At 54.4% G+C, this 14,712-nt stretch carries 11 protein-coding genes and 2 tRNA genes; 8 read left to right on the top strand and 5 right to left on the bottom strand.

The window, feature by feature from the left end:
• The first annotated feature begins 35 nt into the window (after positions 1-35).
• Both AWR27_RS02805 and AWR27_RS02800 read left to right on the top strand, forming a co-directional pair.
• The gene (locus AWR27_RS02805; RefSeq protein WP_077129796.1) at positions 36-2,270 is read left to right on the top strand and encodes a gliding motility-associated C-terminal domain-containing protein; all 2,235 of its coding nucleotides are present in this window, start codon (positions 36-38) and stop codon (positions 2,268-2,270) included.
• Between the two features lie 20 nt (positions 2,271-2,290).
• Positions 2,291-3,103: an SDR family oxidoreductase gene (locus AWR27_RS02800; protein WP_077129795.1), complete on the top strand. Its 813-nt coding sequence runs from the start codon at positions 2,291-2,293 to the stop codon at positions 3,101-3,103.
• Here AWR27_RS02800 and AWR27_RS02795 read toward each other — a convergent pair.
• Positions 3,100-3,816 carry a tetratricopeptide repeat protein gene (locus AWR27_RS02795; protein WP_077129794.1) on the bottom strand — a complete coding sequence of 239 codons (717 nt, stop codon included), beginning with the start codon at positions 3,814-3,816 and terminating at the stop codon, positions 3,100-3,102. The genes AWR27_RS02800 and AWR27_RS02795 overlap by 4 nt on opposite strands.
• A gap of 51 nt (positions 3,817-3,867) precedes the next feature.
• Here AWR27_RS02795 and AWR27_RS02790 point away from each other — a divergent pair.
• Positions 3,868-3,940 (top strand) — tRNA-Lys (locus AWR27_RS02790).
• 95 nt (positions 3,941-4,035) lie between these two features.
• Here the strand turns inward: AWR27_RS02790 and AWR27_RS02785 are convergent.
• Positions 4,036-4,461, bottom strand: a complete 426-nt coding sequence (locus AWR27_RS02785) for a DUF3127 domain-containing protein (RefSeq protein ID WP_077129793.1) — start codon at positions 4,459-4,461, stop codon at positions 4,036-4,038.
• 165 nt (positions 4,462-4,626) lie between these two features.
• On the opposite strand from AWR27_RS02785, the gene AWR27_RS02780 reads away from it, so the two are divergent.
• From AWR27_RS02780 to AWR27_RS02765, 4 genes are all read left to right on the top strand, one after another.
• A tRNA-Leu gene (locus AWR27_RS02780) sits at positions 4,627-4,708 on the top strand.
• Positions 4,709-4,961: 253 nt separating this feature from the next.
• Positions 4,962-6,029 (top strand): efflux RND transporter periplasmic adaptor subunit, encoded by a 1,068-nt coding sequence (locus AWR27_RS02775; RefSeq protein ID WP_077129792.1) that lies wholly within the window; start codon positions 4,962-4,964, stop codon positions 6,027-6,029.
• Complete coding sequence (locus tag AWR27_RS02770; protein WP_077129791.1) at positions 6,026-10,486, top strand: efflux RND transporter permease subunit; 4,461 nt, start codon at positions 6,026-6,028, stop codon at positions 10,484-10,486. The genes AWR27_RS02775 and AWR27_RS02770 overlap by 4 nt, the downstream gene beginning before the upstream one ends.
• A complete protein-coding gene (locus AWR27_RS02765; protein ID WP_198045093.1) occupies positions 10,483-10,848 on the top strand; it encodes a DUF2834 domain-containing protein in 366 nt (121 codons plus the stop codon). Before AWR27_RS02770 ends, AWR27_RS02765 begins: the two co-directional genes overlap by 4 nt.
• Positions 10,849-10,857: 9 nt before the next feature.
• Here the strand turns inward: AWR27_RS02765 and AWR27_RS02760 are convergent, their stop codons facing one another.
• On the bottom strand, positions 10,858-11,604 hold the full coding sequence (locus AWR27_RS02760) for an EcsC family protein (RefSeq protein WP_077129790.1): 747 nt from the start codon (positions 11,602-11,604) through the stop codon (positions 10,858-10,860).
• 168 nt (positions 11,605-11,772) lie between these two features.
• Between AWR27_RS02760 and AWR27_RS02755 the strand changes: the two genes are divergently transcribed.
• Positions 11,773-12,531: a murein L,D-transpeptidase catalytic domain family protein gene (locus AWR27_RS02755; RefSeq protein ID WP_232325957.1), complete on the top strand. Its 759-nt coding sequence runs from the start codon at positions 11,773-11,775 to the stop codon at positions 12,529-12,531.
• On the opposite strand, the gene AWR27_RS02750 is transcribed toward AWR27_RS02755, so the two are convergent.
• Both AWR27_RS02750 and AWR27_RS02745 read right to left on the bottom strand, forming a co-directional pair.
• Entirely contained in the window at positions 12,501-13,709 is a 1,209-nt protein-coding gene (locus AWR27_RS02750; protein WP_077129788.1) for a L,D-transpeptidase family protein, read from the bottom strand. The genes AWR27_RS02755 and AWR27_RS02750 overlap by 31 nt on opposite strands.
• Before the next feature lie 356 nt (positions 13,710-14,065).
• Positions 14,066-14,647, bottom strand: coding sequence for a fasciclin domain-containing protein (locus AWR27_RS02745; RefSeq protein ID WP_077129787.1), 582 nt, complete (start codon positions 14,645-14,647; stop codon positions 14,066-14,068).
• Positions 14,648-14,712 lie beyond the last annotated feature (65 nt).

Here is a 14,712-nt window from a genome sequence, read left to right as displayed (position 1 = left end):
TTTCGGATGCACTCATCACCGAAACAATTCCCTTTATGCTCAACCTGTACTGTTGCCGGGGGCGGGCATTCGCTCTGACTCTTTTACTGCTGATTATCAACCAGATTGCCACTGCCACTCATATCGTTGGGGGCGAACTGGAACTACGGCGTCAGCCCACAGGCAGTGCCTACTCGCACCGGGTTAATCTGAACCTGTATTTCGACGACATCTATGGCGACCCCGGTGCCGAAGACCCAAACGTGCAGGTTGGCGTATTTGCCCGGCGCAACAATCAGTTTATTGGGTATATCAACCTGTTTAGAACAGGCAACGAGTTGGTGCCATACACGCAGAACGCCTGCCAGAGCGCGCAGCTCCGCACCCGGCTTATCCGGTATGCCGCCGACCTGACGTTCGACCCGAACGTGTTCAATGATCCAAGCGGCTATTACCTGTCCTGGGAACGCTGTTGCCGCAACCGCAACATCGTCAACATTCAGAACCCCGGCTCGGCAGGGTCAACGTTTTATCTGGAGTTTCCGGCGATAGGAACGGCCAATTCGTCGCCTGTTTTTGTCATTCCGAAAGGCGATTACGCCTGTATCGGTCAGCCGTTTACGCTTGATTTCAGCGCAACGGATGCCGACCGCGACAGCCTTACTTATACGCTTGTAACGCCTTATAATGGCTACAGTTCCGACTTGCCGACCAATCTACGAAACCCCGGCTTCAACGGCATCTTTACGCCCGGCCCCTATCCGCCCATCAACTGGATAACGGGCCTGAACGTCCAGAACCAGATTCCAGGATCGCAGCCACTACGCGTGAACGCCCGAACAGGGCTGCTGACCGTGACACCTAACCGAACGGGCTTGCACGTTTTTTCAGTAGAAGTGGACGAGTTTCGGCGCGGTGTGCGCATTGGCCGCGTTCGGCGCGATTATCAGGTACTGGTCATCGACTGCCCCCGCAACGACCCGCCCCAACTGCTGTTACGGATGGACGGTCAGAAAACATTCATGCGTAAAACCGCTGCGCTCACCATCACCGAAAAAGATACCAACTGCCTGAGCCTGTTCGTGACCGACCGCAACGCCAACCAACGCATCAGCATTATAAACATGAGCGGTTCGCTGCCCGGCCTGACCCTTACGCCCGACGTGCTGCTGACCCGCACCGGCACCGATACGCTACAGGCTAAATTCTGCTTCGGCAAGTGCGTGGGGGGCGATGGCCGACCCTTTACGCTCCGAATCCGGGCCACCGACGAAAGTTGTCCGCAGGGCCTGAGCGATACGCTGACAATTCAGCTTACGGTAATTCCATCGCCCAACGACAAGCCCGCTGCCACCACAAACCTGGTCAATAATCGGGCAACGGTTCAGGTTGGCACCCCGCTGTCGTTCACGGCATTCGGGGCCGACATCAACAACGACAACATCACCATTCAGGCTGTTGGGCGCGGGTTTGCGCTGACACAGGCGGGTATGTCGTTCACGTCGGGGGCGGGTGTAGGCAAGGTATCTCAGCCGTTTACGTGGAAACCAACCTGCGACGCGGCTACCCGGTCGGAGTATGTCGTTGATTTTATCGTGACCGATACGCGCTGTAACCGCAACCTGCGCGATACCGTTACAGTGCGGCTGGCGGCAATGGGGTTGCCGAGTCAGCCGCCCAACATTCGTACCACGCTCACGCAATCCGCTGTTGATCTGACCGTTAGCCGAAGCGATACGTCGGGACGAAGTACGTTCGACGTGCTGGGCAACGACCCCGACCGCGATACGCTACGGATGACTGCCACGGGCCGGGGCTTCGACATGCGCGGGGCGGGTATGTCGTTTTCTAATCAAACCGGCCCACCCACCCTGCGTTCGCCCTTCGACTGGAGGCCAACCTGCGAACTGATGGCAGGCCGCACCGAAGCTACGTTCGTGGTCGATTTTGTGGTCGATGATCGCTCATGCCAGCCCAACCGAACCGATACAACTACTGTAACCTTCCGCGTTCGCGATCTATCGGGAAGCACCGATATTACTGTTCCAAACGTGTTCACACCCAATGGCGACGGCATTAACGATTTTTTTGCCGTGAAAAACCTGCCTGAAAACGGCTGTCTGGAACAATTCAAATCCGTAGAAATCACGAACCGATGGGGCAGAGTGGTGTTTACCTCGAACGATCCGAAGTTTCGCTGGTTCGGTACCGACTCGCCGTTGGGCACGTACTACTACCTGATTACAACTACAAAGCGAACGTTTAAGGGCATGGTATCGCTGATCCGGTAGCCGGTCGTATTTTTGCCCGTATGAACAATAAAATTGTAGTGATTACCGGTGCGTCGTCGGGTATCGGGCGGGCATTGGCGTTTGCCTTCGGACGTGAGGGAGCCAAAATTGCCATCTGCGGTCGTAAAGCCGACGCCCTCAATCAGGTTGCCGACGAACTTCGGCAGGCGGGTATCACCGTTTTTGCCCTTACTGCCGATGTGAGCAAAGAAGCCGACGTAAAAAATTTCGTTGAGCAAACCGTAGTTCACTTTGGCCGCATCGACATTCTCATCAACAACGCAGGCATTTCGATGCGCTCAATGCTAATCGATACCGACCCGGCTGTAATTGAGCAGGTTATGAATATCAATTTCATGGGTACAGTGTATGCCACACGCTATGCCCTGCCGTATATTCAACAAACCAAAGGCTCCATTGTGGGCATTTCGTCTATTGCCGGCTATCGGGGTTTGCCCGTTCGGGCGGGGTATTCGGCCTCGAAATTCGCTATGAATGGCTTTCTGGAAGCTATCAGGACCGAGTTGCTTCACACGGGCGTTCATGTACTGACGGCCAGCCCAGGTTTTACGGCGTCGAATATTCGCTACACGTCGCTCGATGCTCATGGGCAAATTACTGGCGAGACCATGCGTGAGGAAGGCAACATGATGAGTGCCGAAGCGTGCGCCGGACATATTCTGCGGGCCGTACAATCGCGCAAACGCGAGTTGGTACTAACTGCCCAGGGTAAACTTACCGTGTTTCTGAACAAATGGCTACCAGGTCTAATGGACAGGATGGTTTATAACACGCTGGCGAAAGAAAAAGGGTCGCCTTTAAAACGAGATTAAATAATCCAGACCATATCCCGGCGCAGGTAGTATAACTTATTGTGCCAGAGCACGCGGAGGTAAATATCTTTACTACCGAGAATATTCACTTTATGGCCCCGGCCAATAACTTCGGCAACAGGCGCGGCTGCCGACGGGTCGGTACGGAGCAGAATCCGGTCGTGGCTCGTAATGCCCGACTGAAAACTTTCGGGCAAGTTCACGAATACGAGCAACAGAAACAGGTACAACAACATAACCCACTGCTGCGAACGGGCTACGGGTTCTTTTCGCATGGCTTTTATGATCATTACACTGAATACATAGGCCGCTGGAATAAGTAGAAAGAGTAAAATATAAATACCGTATTTGCGGTAAAACAGATAAAAATAGTTGAGATCATCGGTTTCATAGCCGGTGAGGTTGTTGGCTAAGGCGATGTCGTTCATTTTGCGCAACACGGCATCGTCGGGATGACGCTCAAAATACACCTGTAGATAGTATAGCAGTCGCGGCACATCGTCCTGACGTTCGGCGGCACTGGCTAACTTCAGCAACATCGGGTCGGTAGCCGTATGGCCATCGGCGAGTATCGACACATATAGCCGGGCGGCTTCATCCTGATTACCAACCGCAAACAGCGAATCGGCCCGGCGCAGCGAGTCGATGGGAATAGCCTGAGCGGTTATCGTTACGGCGATGAACCAGAAAAATAGTCTTATTTTAAGAAGCATCGCTTGTTTTTTGAGCTACGGAGCCATAATTTTGCACTGCATTTCGCTAATGATCTGGTAGCTCAGCTGGTAGAGCAATACACTTTTAATGTATGGGTCCTGGGTTCGAATCCCAGCCGGATCACAAAAATACAGGAGTAAGGTAAAAAAAGGTATAGGGTGTAAGTCACTTCGCTGGAAGTACTTACACCCTATACCTTTTTTTACCTTACTCCTGCTTTAAAAAGGCAGATCGTTGCTTTCCTCGTCAAACGAGGTGTTGAATGGCATACCAGCGGGCTGGCTTTGCGCTGCCGGACGGGCGGCTGGCTGAGCCGGGCGGCTGACCGGAGCCTGATAGCCTCCTGCTGCCGGAGTGCTTTCACCACCTTCGGCCAATTCGAGACGGAAGGCCCGCAGTTCGGTGTACCAGCGGTCGTTATACTCGCGCGACTCGGCACTGAACGTTGCTTTCAGGGTATCGCCCGCAGCGAATTGTTTTAAATCGTTTGCTTTTTCGCCCCAGGCCGTCATGCACACCTTTTTGGGGTACTGACTATCGAGCGTTTCAATTACAAATTCCTGTTTATTCCAGGGTCCTTTCTGGCTCTGCCCCGTCACTTCGGGCAGCACTTTTACGAGTTTTCCGACTAATTCTAAGGCCATACTATATTGGCTGTTTACACTGGTTTGGTAAGATAAAAGTACGAAATTTTGCCCGATTCATCGCACAATGCATCTGAAAAATCAAAAGATTCAACGCTCACTTGGCAATAGACAGGCGATTTGCTATATTTGCACCCGCAATGGCAAAATAGCCTATGCGATTCCGGCCACGTGGTGAAACTGGTAGACACGCCATCTTGAGGGGGTGGTGCTGCAAGGCATGGGAGTTCGAGTCTCCCCGTGGTCACAACTTATGTGACAATTGTTGTTGAAAAAAGCCTGATTCTGTTGTAAATCAGGCTTTTTTCGTTTCTTGCTGCCGGATTCACAACACGATTTACACGGATATACAACCCCGATTTTCCGACCTAAAGACCACAAGATTTAGAGTACCAGTACTACGGTTCGGTCGTCAATTTCTACGGATCGGTTTGCTTTCGACCAGCCACGCAGACACGCATGAATAGGTTTGTTCCGTCAAACAAACGGAAACAAATCGAATGAAAACATTTCGTTGGATAATCGGGCTGGTGGCGGTACTGGCAGGCATCGGAGCCTGGCTCGCGCACAATCAACAAACCAGACAGCTTCAGGTACAGGCGGCATCGCGCCCTCTGCCCGTTACGGTTGCCGTAACCCCCGTTCGTCGGCAAACGTTTACGACGGAAACGGAATACGTTGGCACCAGTACGTTCTGGCGCGAAGTTCCCATGACAGCCACTACACAGGGCATCGTTCGGTCGCTGAATATCCGGCTGAACGGGCCGGTGCGGACCGGACAAATCCTGCTTACGGTCGATTCAGACGTGAACCGGGCATCGCTGGCCGTAGCCGAAGCAACGCTTACCAAAGCCCGGCAAGACCTCACGCGCTACGAGACGCTGCAACGCGAAAACAACGCGACTGCCACCGAGGTCGAAACGGCACGGCTACAGGTCCGCAACGCCGAACTACAAATCACTACGCTGCAAAAACAACTGAGCGAATCGGTGGTGAAGGCTCCGATTGGCGGCACCATCACCGAAAAGCCCATCGAACGGGGTATGTACATCGCCCCCGGCACTCCGCTGGCGACCATCACCGACGTGTCGGCAGTGAAAATAACGGTCAATATCCCCGAAGTCGAGCTAACCAACTGGCCCGTTGGCCGGTCGGTTCGGGTGCGGTTTGAAGCCTATCCGAATCGGGCGTTCACGGGTATGGTTCATCACGTTGGGCTAAAGGGGGGCGACGCGGCCAACTCCGCAGCCGGTACGTTTCCGGTCGAAATCCGGGTAGCAAACAACCACCCCAATGCCCCCCTGCGCGTGGGCATGACCGCCCGCGTGAGTCGCACCGAAACAGTTGCCGCCCCCGCCCTGACCATTCCTCGCACGGCCCTCGTGCCCGGCACCGATAGGCCCGCCGTGTATGTGCTGCACGGAAATCGGGTTCGGCTTCGATCCATTCAAACCGGCGACATTGTTGGCACCAGCATCATCGTTGAAAGCGGCTTAAAAACTGGCGATCAGGTTGTTACGAGCGGGTCAAATGGATTGCGGAATGGGCTAAACGTCAACATACAATGAACCTCACAAAACTTTCTATAAACCGGCCCATACTGGTGATTGTGCTGTTTCTGGCGTTGGGCATTCTGGGCGTATGTTCATACACCCAACTGCGCTACGAACTGCTGCCCAACATCAGCACGCCTTTCGTAACCATCTCGACGGTTTGGCCGGGAGCCTCGCCGGGCGAGTTGGAAACCGGCATCACGCGGCCCATCGAAGAAGCCGTTTCAACCGCCGACAAGGTGAAGCGCATTACGGCGCAGTCGCTCGAAAACGTATCGCTCGTGACGGTTGAGTTCCGGCAGGGGGCCGACCCCGACAAGGCGTTGCAGGAAGCCCAGCGACGCGTCAATGACATTGTCTCGACGTTGCCTGCTGGTAGCAAAACACCTCAGGTCAGTAAGTATTCGCTGGCCGATTTGCCCGTGTTGCGCGTGGCAATTACCAGCACGCTGCCCCCGCTCGAACTCGGCACGTTGCTCAAAAATCAGATCAAACCCCGGCTGGCGCAGGTGCCGGGCGTGGGACAAATCAACTTCGTGGGCCTGCCCGAAACAGAGGTGTCGGTTAGTCTCAACGCCCGCGCTTTAGACGAACGTCGGTTATCGATTTTACAGGTGACAGACGCGTTGCGGCAGGCCAACCTGAATGTACCGGCGGGCAGCGTCAAAGACCGCGACGCCCTGTTTTCGGTGCGCGTAGTCGGCAAAACCGACGATCTCAACCGCCTGCGCGACGTTGTCATTGCCACCGCGCCAAACGGAGCCAAAATCCGATTAGGCGACGTAGCAACCATTCGGGCGGGCGCGAAAGAGGTGGAAAACATCAACCGCTACAACGGCAAATCGTCCGTTGGTTTATTGGTTACGAAGCAGTCCGGAGCTAATAACGTGGCCGTGAGCGAGGCTGTGCGGGCCGAAATGCAAACCCTGCAAAGCGACTATTCGGCGCGGGGACTACGGTTCGACGTGGCACAGGACGGTTCGGAGTTTACGCTGGCAGCGGCCCATGCCGTAAATGTCGATCTGGGTCTGGCAATCGGGTTGGTTGCGCTGGTGATGTTCGTGTTTCTGCACAGTTTGCGGTCGTCGCTGATTGTGATGGTTGCCATTCCGGCCTCGCTGCTATCTACGTTCGTCTTTATGTTTTTGCTGGGTTTCTCGCTCAACCTGCTCACGCTGCTGGCCCTGTCGCTGGTGGTTGGCATTCTGGTCGATGACTCGATTGTGGTACTCGAAAGCATCTACCAGCACATGGAAAAAGGCAAAGACAGGATGCAGGCCGCGTTTGATGGACGCACCGAAATTGGCTTTGCGGCTGTGGCAATCACGCTCGTCGACGTGGTCGTATTTGTGCCATTGTCGCTGGCGCCGGGCCTGATTGGCGATTTGATGCGCGAGTTTGCGCTCGTAGTCGTGATTTCTACGCTGTTCAGCCTGCTGGTTTCGTTTACGCTCACGCCCATGATCGCGTCGCGGTTTGGCAGGCTGGAACACCTGACCAATCAAACCCTGATGGGTCGGTTCGGGCTGTGGTTCGAGCAGCAGTACGAACGGCTGAGCAGGCAGTATCGGGCGTTGCTGACGTGGGCGTTGAGCCACCGCAAAACGGTTGTCGGGCTGGTGCTGGCGTTGTTCGCAGGCTCGCTCTCGTTGCCGATGGCAGGGTTTGTCGGCAGCGAGTTTACGGCCCCCGCCGACAAAGGCGAAGTGCAGGTGATAGCACAATTGCCCGACGGCACCAACCTCGCCCAGACCGACGCCGTTGCCAAACGGCTTGAAACGCAGATTCGCCGGATTCCTGAAGTCGTGAAAATCTTTACGAACGTGGGCGCAAATCCCGACGGATTCGGTATTCCAACCACCAACACGCTCGAACTGAACCTAACGTTCACGCCCAATCAGCAGCGCACCAAAACACTGGCCGAGTTGTCGCGGCAGGTTAAAGAAATTATGGCGCAGGAGCCGGGTTTGCGCGTTCGCGTATCGCCTATCGGTATTTTGGGGTCTGATGCCAGTACGCCTATTATCCTGATTGTCAATGGCACAAATCGGGATGAGGTACAAAAACAGTCGCGTCGGCTGGCCCAAGCGGTGCGGCAGATTCCGGGTACGGCAGACATCCGGCTGTCGGGCGAGAGTCTGAAACCGGAAGTCCAACTCAACTTAGACCGCGAAAAAGTGGCCCGCTACGGCCTGACCACCGAGATTGTTGGCGGGGCCATCCGTACTGCGCTGGCGGGGTACGACGACCTGAAAATTCTGCAAAACGACAATTCGATTACCGTTCGCGTGCGGCTGCTCGAAGCTGACCGGAGCCGCACCGACCAACTCCGGCGACTGTCGTTGATGAGCGCGTCGGGGCAACCGATACGGTTGAGTCAGGTGGCCGATATTCGGGAGGAGTTTATGCCCGCTGTACTCGAGCGCAAAGACCGCAGCAACGCCGTAACGCTGTACGCACAGGTAATCGGGCGACCCGTTGGCGACGTTGGCGAACGCATCAAGCAGGTCGTATCGCGGCTAAATCTGCCAACCGACGTGCGGATTACGTATGGTGGAGACCTTGAATTACAGGACGATTCGTTCGGCAAACTCGGCTTCGTATTCGGCGCGGCTATCCTATTTATGTACCTCATCATGGTGGCTCTCTACAACTCGTGGCTATACCCGTTCGTCGTGCTTTTTTCCATTCCCGTTGCCATCATCGGTGCATTGCTTGCGCTGGCGTTGACCATGAATTCGCTCAATGTTTTTTCGATTCTCGGTCTGATTATGATGCTCGGCTTGGTCGCCAAAAACGCCATTCTATTAGTCGAACGCACGAACGAAAACCGCGAAAACGGGCTGACGCTGATTACGGCTCTGCTCGACGCCGGACACACCCGCCTACGCCCGATTTTGATGACTACGCTAGCAATGGTAATCGGGATGCTGCCCATTGCGCTGGCAACCGGCCCCGGTGCCGAACTCAAAACCGGTCTGGCGTGGGCACTCATCGGTGGCCTGAGCAGTTCGATGTTTCTGACGCTCGTGTTCGTGCCGGTGATGTATGTCTATTTTGCGCGGCTGGCATCCTACGTGAATAGCAAGGTGCCGGGTAGCAAACTGGCAAAACCAGTGGCAGCCGGACTTATGCTGGTGCTGCTGGCAGGTAGCGGTGCGTCGGCGCAGGTCAACCTCTCTCTCCAGCAAATTCCCCGGCTTATTCAACAGAAAAACGGCGAGGTACGGGCGGCTCAGTACGACGGGTTGCGGGCCGATGCGCGGCTCGATGAAGTTCGGCGAAACTGGTGGCCAACGCTCAACGCGCAGGGGTCGTATCAGTATAATATCAAAAAACCGGTGTTCTTTTTCCCGGCTTTTACCATCGACCCCAACACAGGGGCGTTCGCCTTCGACAATGGCCGGTTGACGCCCGTAGAAGCGGCTCTGACCCACGCTTACACCGGAGCCGTCAATCTGGCAATGCCGCTGCTTCAGCCCGATTTGAAACTTGCCAAACGGCAGGCACAAACCGCCCGGCAGGTTGCCGACGAAACGCTTCGGGCAACAACACTGCGGCAAATCACGGAAGCTAAAAAGCTGTACCTGAATGCATTGCTACTCAAAGAACAGCGTAGTCTGCTGCTCAAAAGCATGAACCGGGCGCAAACACTGCTGGCCGAAAGCCGGAGCCGATACAACACGCAGTTAGCTACCGACGCCGATACGCTCCGGGCATTTGTGGAAGTCGAAAATCTAAGACCCAACCTCTCGAAACTCGACCGTACCTGGCGGCTGCTAACCAACCAACTCGGCGTTTTGCTTGGTTTCGACGCCAATACACCCCTCACGCTGACCGATTCACTCGCTTTGCCCGCCAGTTCTGAACAAACAGCTTTCGACGCCCTGACCGACGACACCGGCACGGTAGCACAGGCACTCAGCCACCGACCCGAACTGCGGCAGTTGCGGCTCTCGCTCGACCAAACGCAGCAACAAACCGAAGCCGAACGCATTCGCCGACTACCTACGCTGAGTTTGATTGGGCAGGCAAGTACGCTGGCGCAGTTGAACAGTTTCGATTTTCGGGGCAGCCAATGGCCTTTCGTGGCATTTATGGGTTTACAACTGAACATCCCGCTCTGGAACCCGACAACGTCGCCCAAAATCCGGCAGGCACGGCTGGCCTACGACCAAACGCAGGAGCAACTTCGTTACACCAAACGACTGATTACGAACGAGGTACAGGCCGCACTCGATGCACAGGCCGAAAGCCGCGACCGGCTGCGTAGCCAAAATACCGTGGTTCGGGCCGCCGAACGCAGCTATGCCCAGACCCGCAGCCGCTATCAGCAGGGACTGGCAAAATTCACCGACCTCACCGACGTTGAACTAGCCCTGCGGCAAGCTCAGAGCAACCGCATTCAGGCCATTTATGACCTGCTGGTGGCTACAGTCGATTTGGAAAAAGCAACGGGGAAAATTGAGTGAAACAATTAAAGGCCAAGACCAATTATTTATCAAAAAAACAGAGTAGAATGATGAGCCTCAAAAACCTGTATCTTCTGGGCTTCATTGCCGGTACCGTTCTTCCACTATCGCAATTTATTCCGTTTCTGCTTGAACATGGTTTCAATTTCCCATTGTTCTTTGAGCAACTCTGGATTAATCGGATTTCGTCTTTTTTTGGTTGGGATGTTTTCGTATCAGTGGCGGTAATTCTGGTATTCATTACTGCCGAAGGCCATCGACTTAGCCAAACGGAGCGATGGCTTTGCTACATAGCCAGCGTAGTTGTCGGCGGTTCTGCGGGTTTACCGTTGTTTCTATATCTCCGAGAACGAGCCAAGTGACTTACTATCCTATATAAGCCGCTTTCCAGCCGCGTTACTTCCGGCAATGAGCCGCATACGGTAGGCGTTCATGGCGGTGCGGCCTAAGTGGCTGATAAGCCGGTAGTTGACTACCAGTCCAACGGCGGCACCGATGCCGGGAATCAACTGGGCCAGTTTGGCTAGGTCGATGTAGTCGCGGTATTCCTGCTGGAAAGTCTGCCAGTCGAACTGATTAATGTCGTCGGGCAATTGCTGGCTGTGGCTTTGCCAGTCGGCCAGAAGTCGGTACGTTGCCTGTCGTCGGTCCTGGCTGGAAAACGCCAACTGGAACACATAGAGCATAAATACCCGTTCGCGGTAGTCGCTGGTTCGGAAGCCGTATAGCGCGGCAATATCGAACAACAGCTTCATTTTCAGGCTCAGTAACAGCGGAAAATCGGCTAAGGCCAGCGCAAAACCGCCCGCGCCCATCACGCCCCCCTCTGCCGCCCCCGCCTTCCGATACCAGTCGATTCGGGTTGCTACGGCGGCATCGCGCTCGGTGAGAGTGAGATCGGTAGCAGGTTCAGACGTCAGGTATTCGGCACCGTATAGTACCGCCCTGGTCATTTGTTTGATAGCTGCCGTAATGACATCGTGAATACCCTGCGGAATGAGCCGGTTAATACGCCGTTGGATGGTTGTCGACAGCCGACTGAATCCCGACGGTGATTGTTGCATGGCGCGTTGCCAGCGGGCAAGTTCGGTGCGCACGGCCTGTTCGTAAGGAGTCATAGCGGAATGGAAAATGGGAGAACGGCAGGCAAATCAGCTTGCAGAAGTAGGACTTTTCGCGTACTTTCACCCTCGATTTGGGACAAATTTCGACAGATTTTCGTTCTGCTTTTGTATCGTTGTTTACCGTTGATCTACATTTTTAACCGCTAACCCAACTTTGTAACAATGCCTCGCAAACGGAAGCTCGTATCGATGCGTAACGTGTTGTTGCCACTGGCCGGTCTGGTTCTGATCTATCTGGCCGCAACTACGTCGAAGCCGACGCCCTCCGATGCCAAAGGTTCGCCGGTTGCTATTCACGTTACTGCACCGGTAGCCCCGAAAGCAACCGGACACCTCGCCGTTTATGACCAGCTCAACCTCGAACAGATGGGCCTGCACCGCGATGTGTTTGAATACGCCCTGCGCGGCTGGCAGAAAATGGACACCGAAAAACCGGTTCTTTCCATTGTTGACATGAGTCAGCCATCGACAAAAAAACGGTTCTACGTGGTTGATTTACAGAACAAAAAACTACTGTTCAATACTTACGTTGCGCACGGTCAAAACTCCGGCGATCTCATTCCAAAGCGTTTTTCCAACGTCAACGCATCGTTTCAAACCAGTTTGGGTTTTTACCGAACACTCGGCACGTACATGGGCAAACATGGCCTGTCTCTGCAACTGAAAGGACTGGAAAAAGGCGTAAACGATCAGGTGCAAAACCGCAATATTGTGCTGCACGGGGCCGATTATGCGTGCGAAGAATGGATCAAAAAGAACGGACGACTGGGCCGCAGCCAGGGATGCCCCGCCGTTCCCTACACTGACTCGAAGGGTATTATCGAAGCCGTAAAAGGCGGCACCTGCCTGTTTGTGTACGCGCCAAATACCGACTACATCAGCCAGTCGGCTTACTTAGCCAGCCCGTACACGTCTTTATAAACTATCAGCCGCCCGGTGCTGTCAACGTCGGCCAGATTGTAGGTAATAAACACCGGCACTTTCTGCGGCACGGCCAGCGGTTTCGGCTTCTGGTCGATCAGGCAGCGATTCATGAAGCCGGCGTCGAAGGCAGGTTTGCCCAGCATAAGATTCGCCAGTTCGACGGGTTTTTGCACCCGTACACAGCCATGACTCCGCCAGCGGTCGGCGGTGCGCGTAAACAGGTCTCGGCTGTTAGTGTCGTGTAGGTAAATTGCCAGCGGGTTTTCCAGGTCGAACTTAATCAGTCCCAACGAGTTTTCGCAACCCGACGCCTGCCGAACGCGATACGGAAAGTAGGTAGTCGAAAGACCGTCCCAGTCAATTTCTTCGGGGTCGAGTTCACGGCCTTTCTCGTCCAGAATCTGGAGGTTCTGGTTGTATATATACGACAAATCGCGCTGCATTCTGGGCAGCATTTCGTTCAGCACAATGCTTTTCGGCACGTTCCAGTATGGGTAAGCCACAATACCTTTGATGTAGGTGGTCATGCAGGGCGTTTGGTGATCCCAGCGGCCCGCAATCACCTGCATAGGCAACAGCCGTGTACCAGCCCGGTCGTACACATTCAGTTCACCCGCCGGGATGTTCACTAAAACAAACCGGTCGGCATCGAAGCGATTTACGTAACGATAAAAGTTGAGCGTTTGCCGAATCAGCCGCAGCGAATCGGCTAAAGCGGGGCTATTAGTTGTCTGCTTGCGTAGTTGATTGTATCGGGCTACCAACTGCCGATACGGCGCGAATGTCGTCGACTTCTCCAGCGCGTCGCGCAATGCTGCGTCGGTAGCGGCTGTCTGCTTCGTTGAATCGCGATCTTCACGTAAACCGCTGAATGCCAGTCGAGACGGCTTTTTACCGTACTGGATTTCAGTCAAAAGATTAGTCAGTTTCGTTTGGATAACGTCTTCTGCATCGGTTGTTGTCACGGCATACCGGCTGGTGTCGATACCTACCGAATCGGCAAAGCGGCAGGCGCGATGCACCAATGCCTGCTGCGCCATGTGAGCCTGTTCTGTAGTTTCTGATGATGAATCAGTGGCAGATTTTTTCGCTTTCCGGCAACTCCAGATACTACTTAAAGCGATGAAAAGAACGATGGGGAAAGCAGCACGGAAATAAAATGATTTAAAATTCATACGTTGAGTGTACTTTTCTACTTATACCAGTTTGACATGGCAATGGGCTATAGCGTATGGCTGGCGCAGGTGAAGACGCAACGGGATGATGGCTGGCGCATGTGGAGACGCAAAGGGTTGCGTCTCTACAATTGACCATCCGGCGTAGAGACGCAACCCTTTGCGTCTCCACATGCGCCAGCCATCATCCCGTTGCGTCTTCACCTGCGCCAGCCATACGTTAATGCAATGTCATATTATAACGCCGGAATTGCCGGTTAGTTTATAAAACGCCCCCAACCCGTGCGAAACAAAGCTCCTCTCAGAGCCAGAGTTTCGCACGGGTTGGGGGTGTGTTTTTCTGACTAACTGTTGTTTTACTTACTGCCAGCGGCCATCAGCACCGTATCGACCGAATGAACAACCCCATTGGTAGCTTCGATGTCAGCCTGATTTACCGTGGCAGCGTTGCCTGCTTCGTCGGTAATCGTTACGGTATCGCCCTGTTTGCCAACGGTCAGCGTACCGCCTGTCACGGTTTTCAGCTTCTGTCCGTCCTGCAAATCGGCAGCCGTGTATTTGCCCTTCACAACGTGATAGGCCAGCAGTTTCGTTAATTTTTGCTTGGCCGCCGGTTTCAGTAACTCATCAAGCGTTCCCGACGGTAATTTATCGAAGGCGTCGTTGGTGGGCGCGAACACGGTGTAGGGGCCTTTACCAGCCGCCTGCTCGGTCAGTCCCGACACACGCAACGCCCGGAATAATGTGGTGTGACTGGCCGACTTTGCCGCACTGATGGCTAAATCCCGGCCTGTTGAACCGCCCGGTTTCATGGCGGTTTCGGTGGTTGTGGTGTTGGTAGCCGTAGCGGCTGTTGTGTTTTGATCCTGCGCCCAAACGGTTGTTCCGATCATCAATGATACGGCCAGTACTGATGCGCCAAACAGTTTCGTTGTCATGTTTGAAATAGTTGGATAAAGGTGAAAAAATTGGATAAAGCAGCAAACACTGGCTGGCTTTGATA

The sequence above is a fragment of the Spirosoma montaniterrae genome, assembly GCF_001988955.1.
Lineage (GTDB): Bacteria > Bacteroidota > Bacteroidia > Cytophagales > Spirosomataceae > Spirosoma > Spirosoma montaniterrae.
The sequence above is the reverse complement of the archived record's forward strand: the minus strand, read 5'-3'. Positions and strand labels throughout refer to the sequence as shown.

Coding starts and splice junctions, on each gene's coding strand:
- AWR27_RS02805 (WP_077129796.1), top strand. CDS start 36: ATGCTCAACCTGTACTGTTGCCGGGGGCGGGCATTCGCTCTGACTCTT.
- AWR27_RS02750 (WP_077129788.1), bottom strand. CDS start 13,709: ATGAATTTTAAATCATTTTATTTCCGTGCTGCTTTCCCCATCGTTCTT.
- AWR27_RS02785 (WP_077129793.1), bottom strand. CDS start 4,461: ATGGCCTTAGAATTAGTCGGAAAACTCGTAAAAGTGCTGCCCGAAGTG.
- AWR27_RS02800 (WP_077129795.1), top strand. CDS start 2,291: ATGAACAATAAAATTGTAGTGATTACCGGTGCGTCGTCGGGTATCGGG.
- AWR27_RS02795 (WP_077129794.1), bottom strand. CDS start 3,816: ATGCTTCTTAAAATAAGACTATTTTTCTGGTTCATCGCCGTAACGATA.
- AWR27_RS02755 (WP_232325957.1), top strand. CDS start 11,773: ATGCCTCGCAAACGGAAGCTCGTATCGATGCGTAACGTGTTGTTGCCA.
- AWR27_RS02770 (WP_077129791.1), top strand. CDS start 6,026: ATGAACCTCACAAAACTTTCTATAAACCGGCCCATACTGGTGATTGTG.
- AWR27_RS02745 (WP_077129787.1), bottom strand. CDS start 14,647: ATGACAACGAAACTGTTTGGCGCATCAGTACTGGCCGTATCATTGATG.
- AWR27_RS02775 (WP_077129792.1), top strand. CDS start 4,962: ATGAAAACATTTCGTTGGATAATCGGGCTGGTGGCGGTACTGGCAGGC.
- AWR27_RS02760 (WP_077129790.1), bottom strand. CDS start 11,604: ATGACTCCTTACGAACAGGCCGTGCGCACCGAACTTGCCCGCTGGCAA.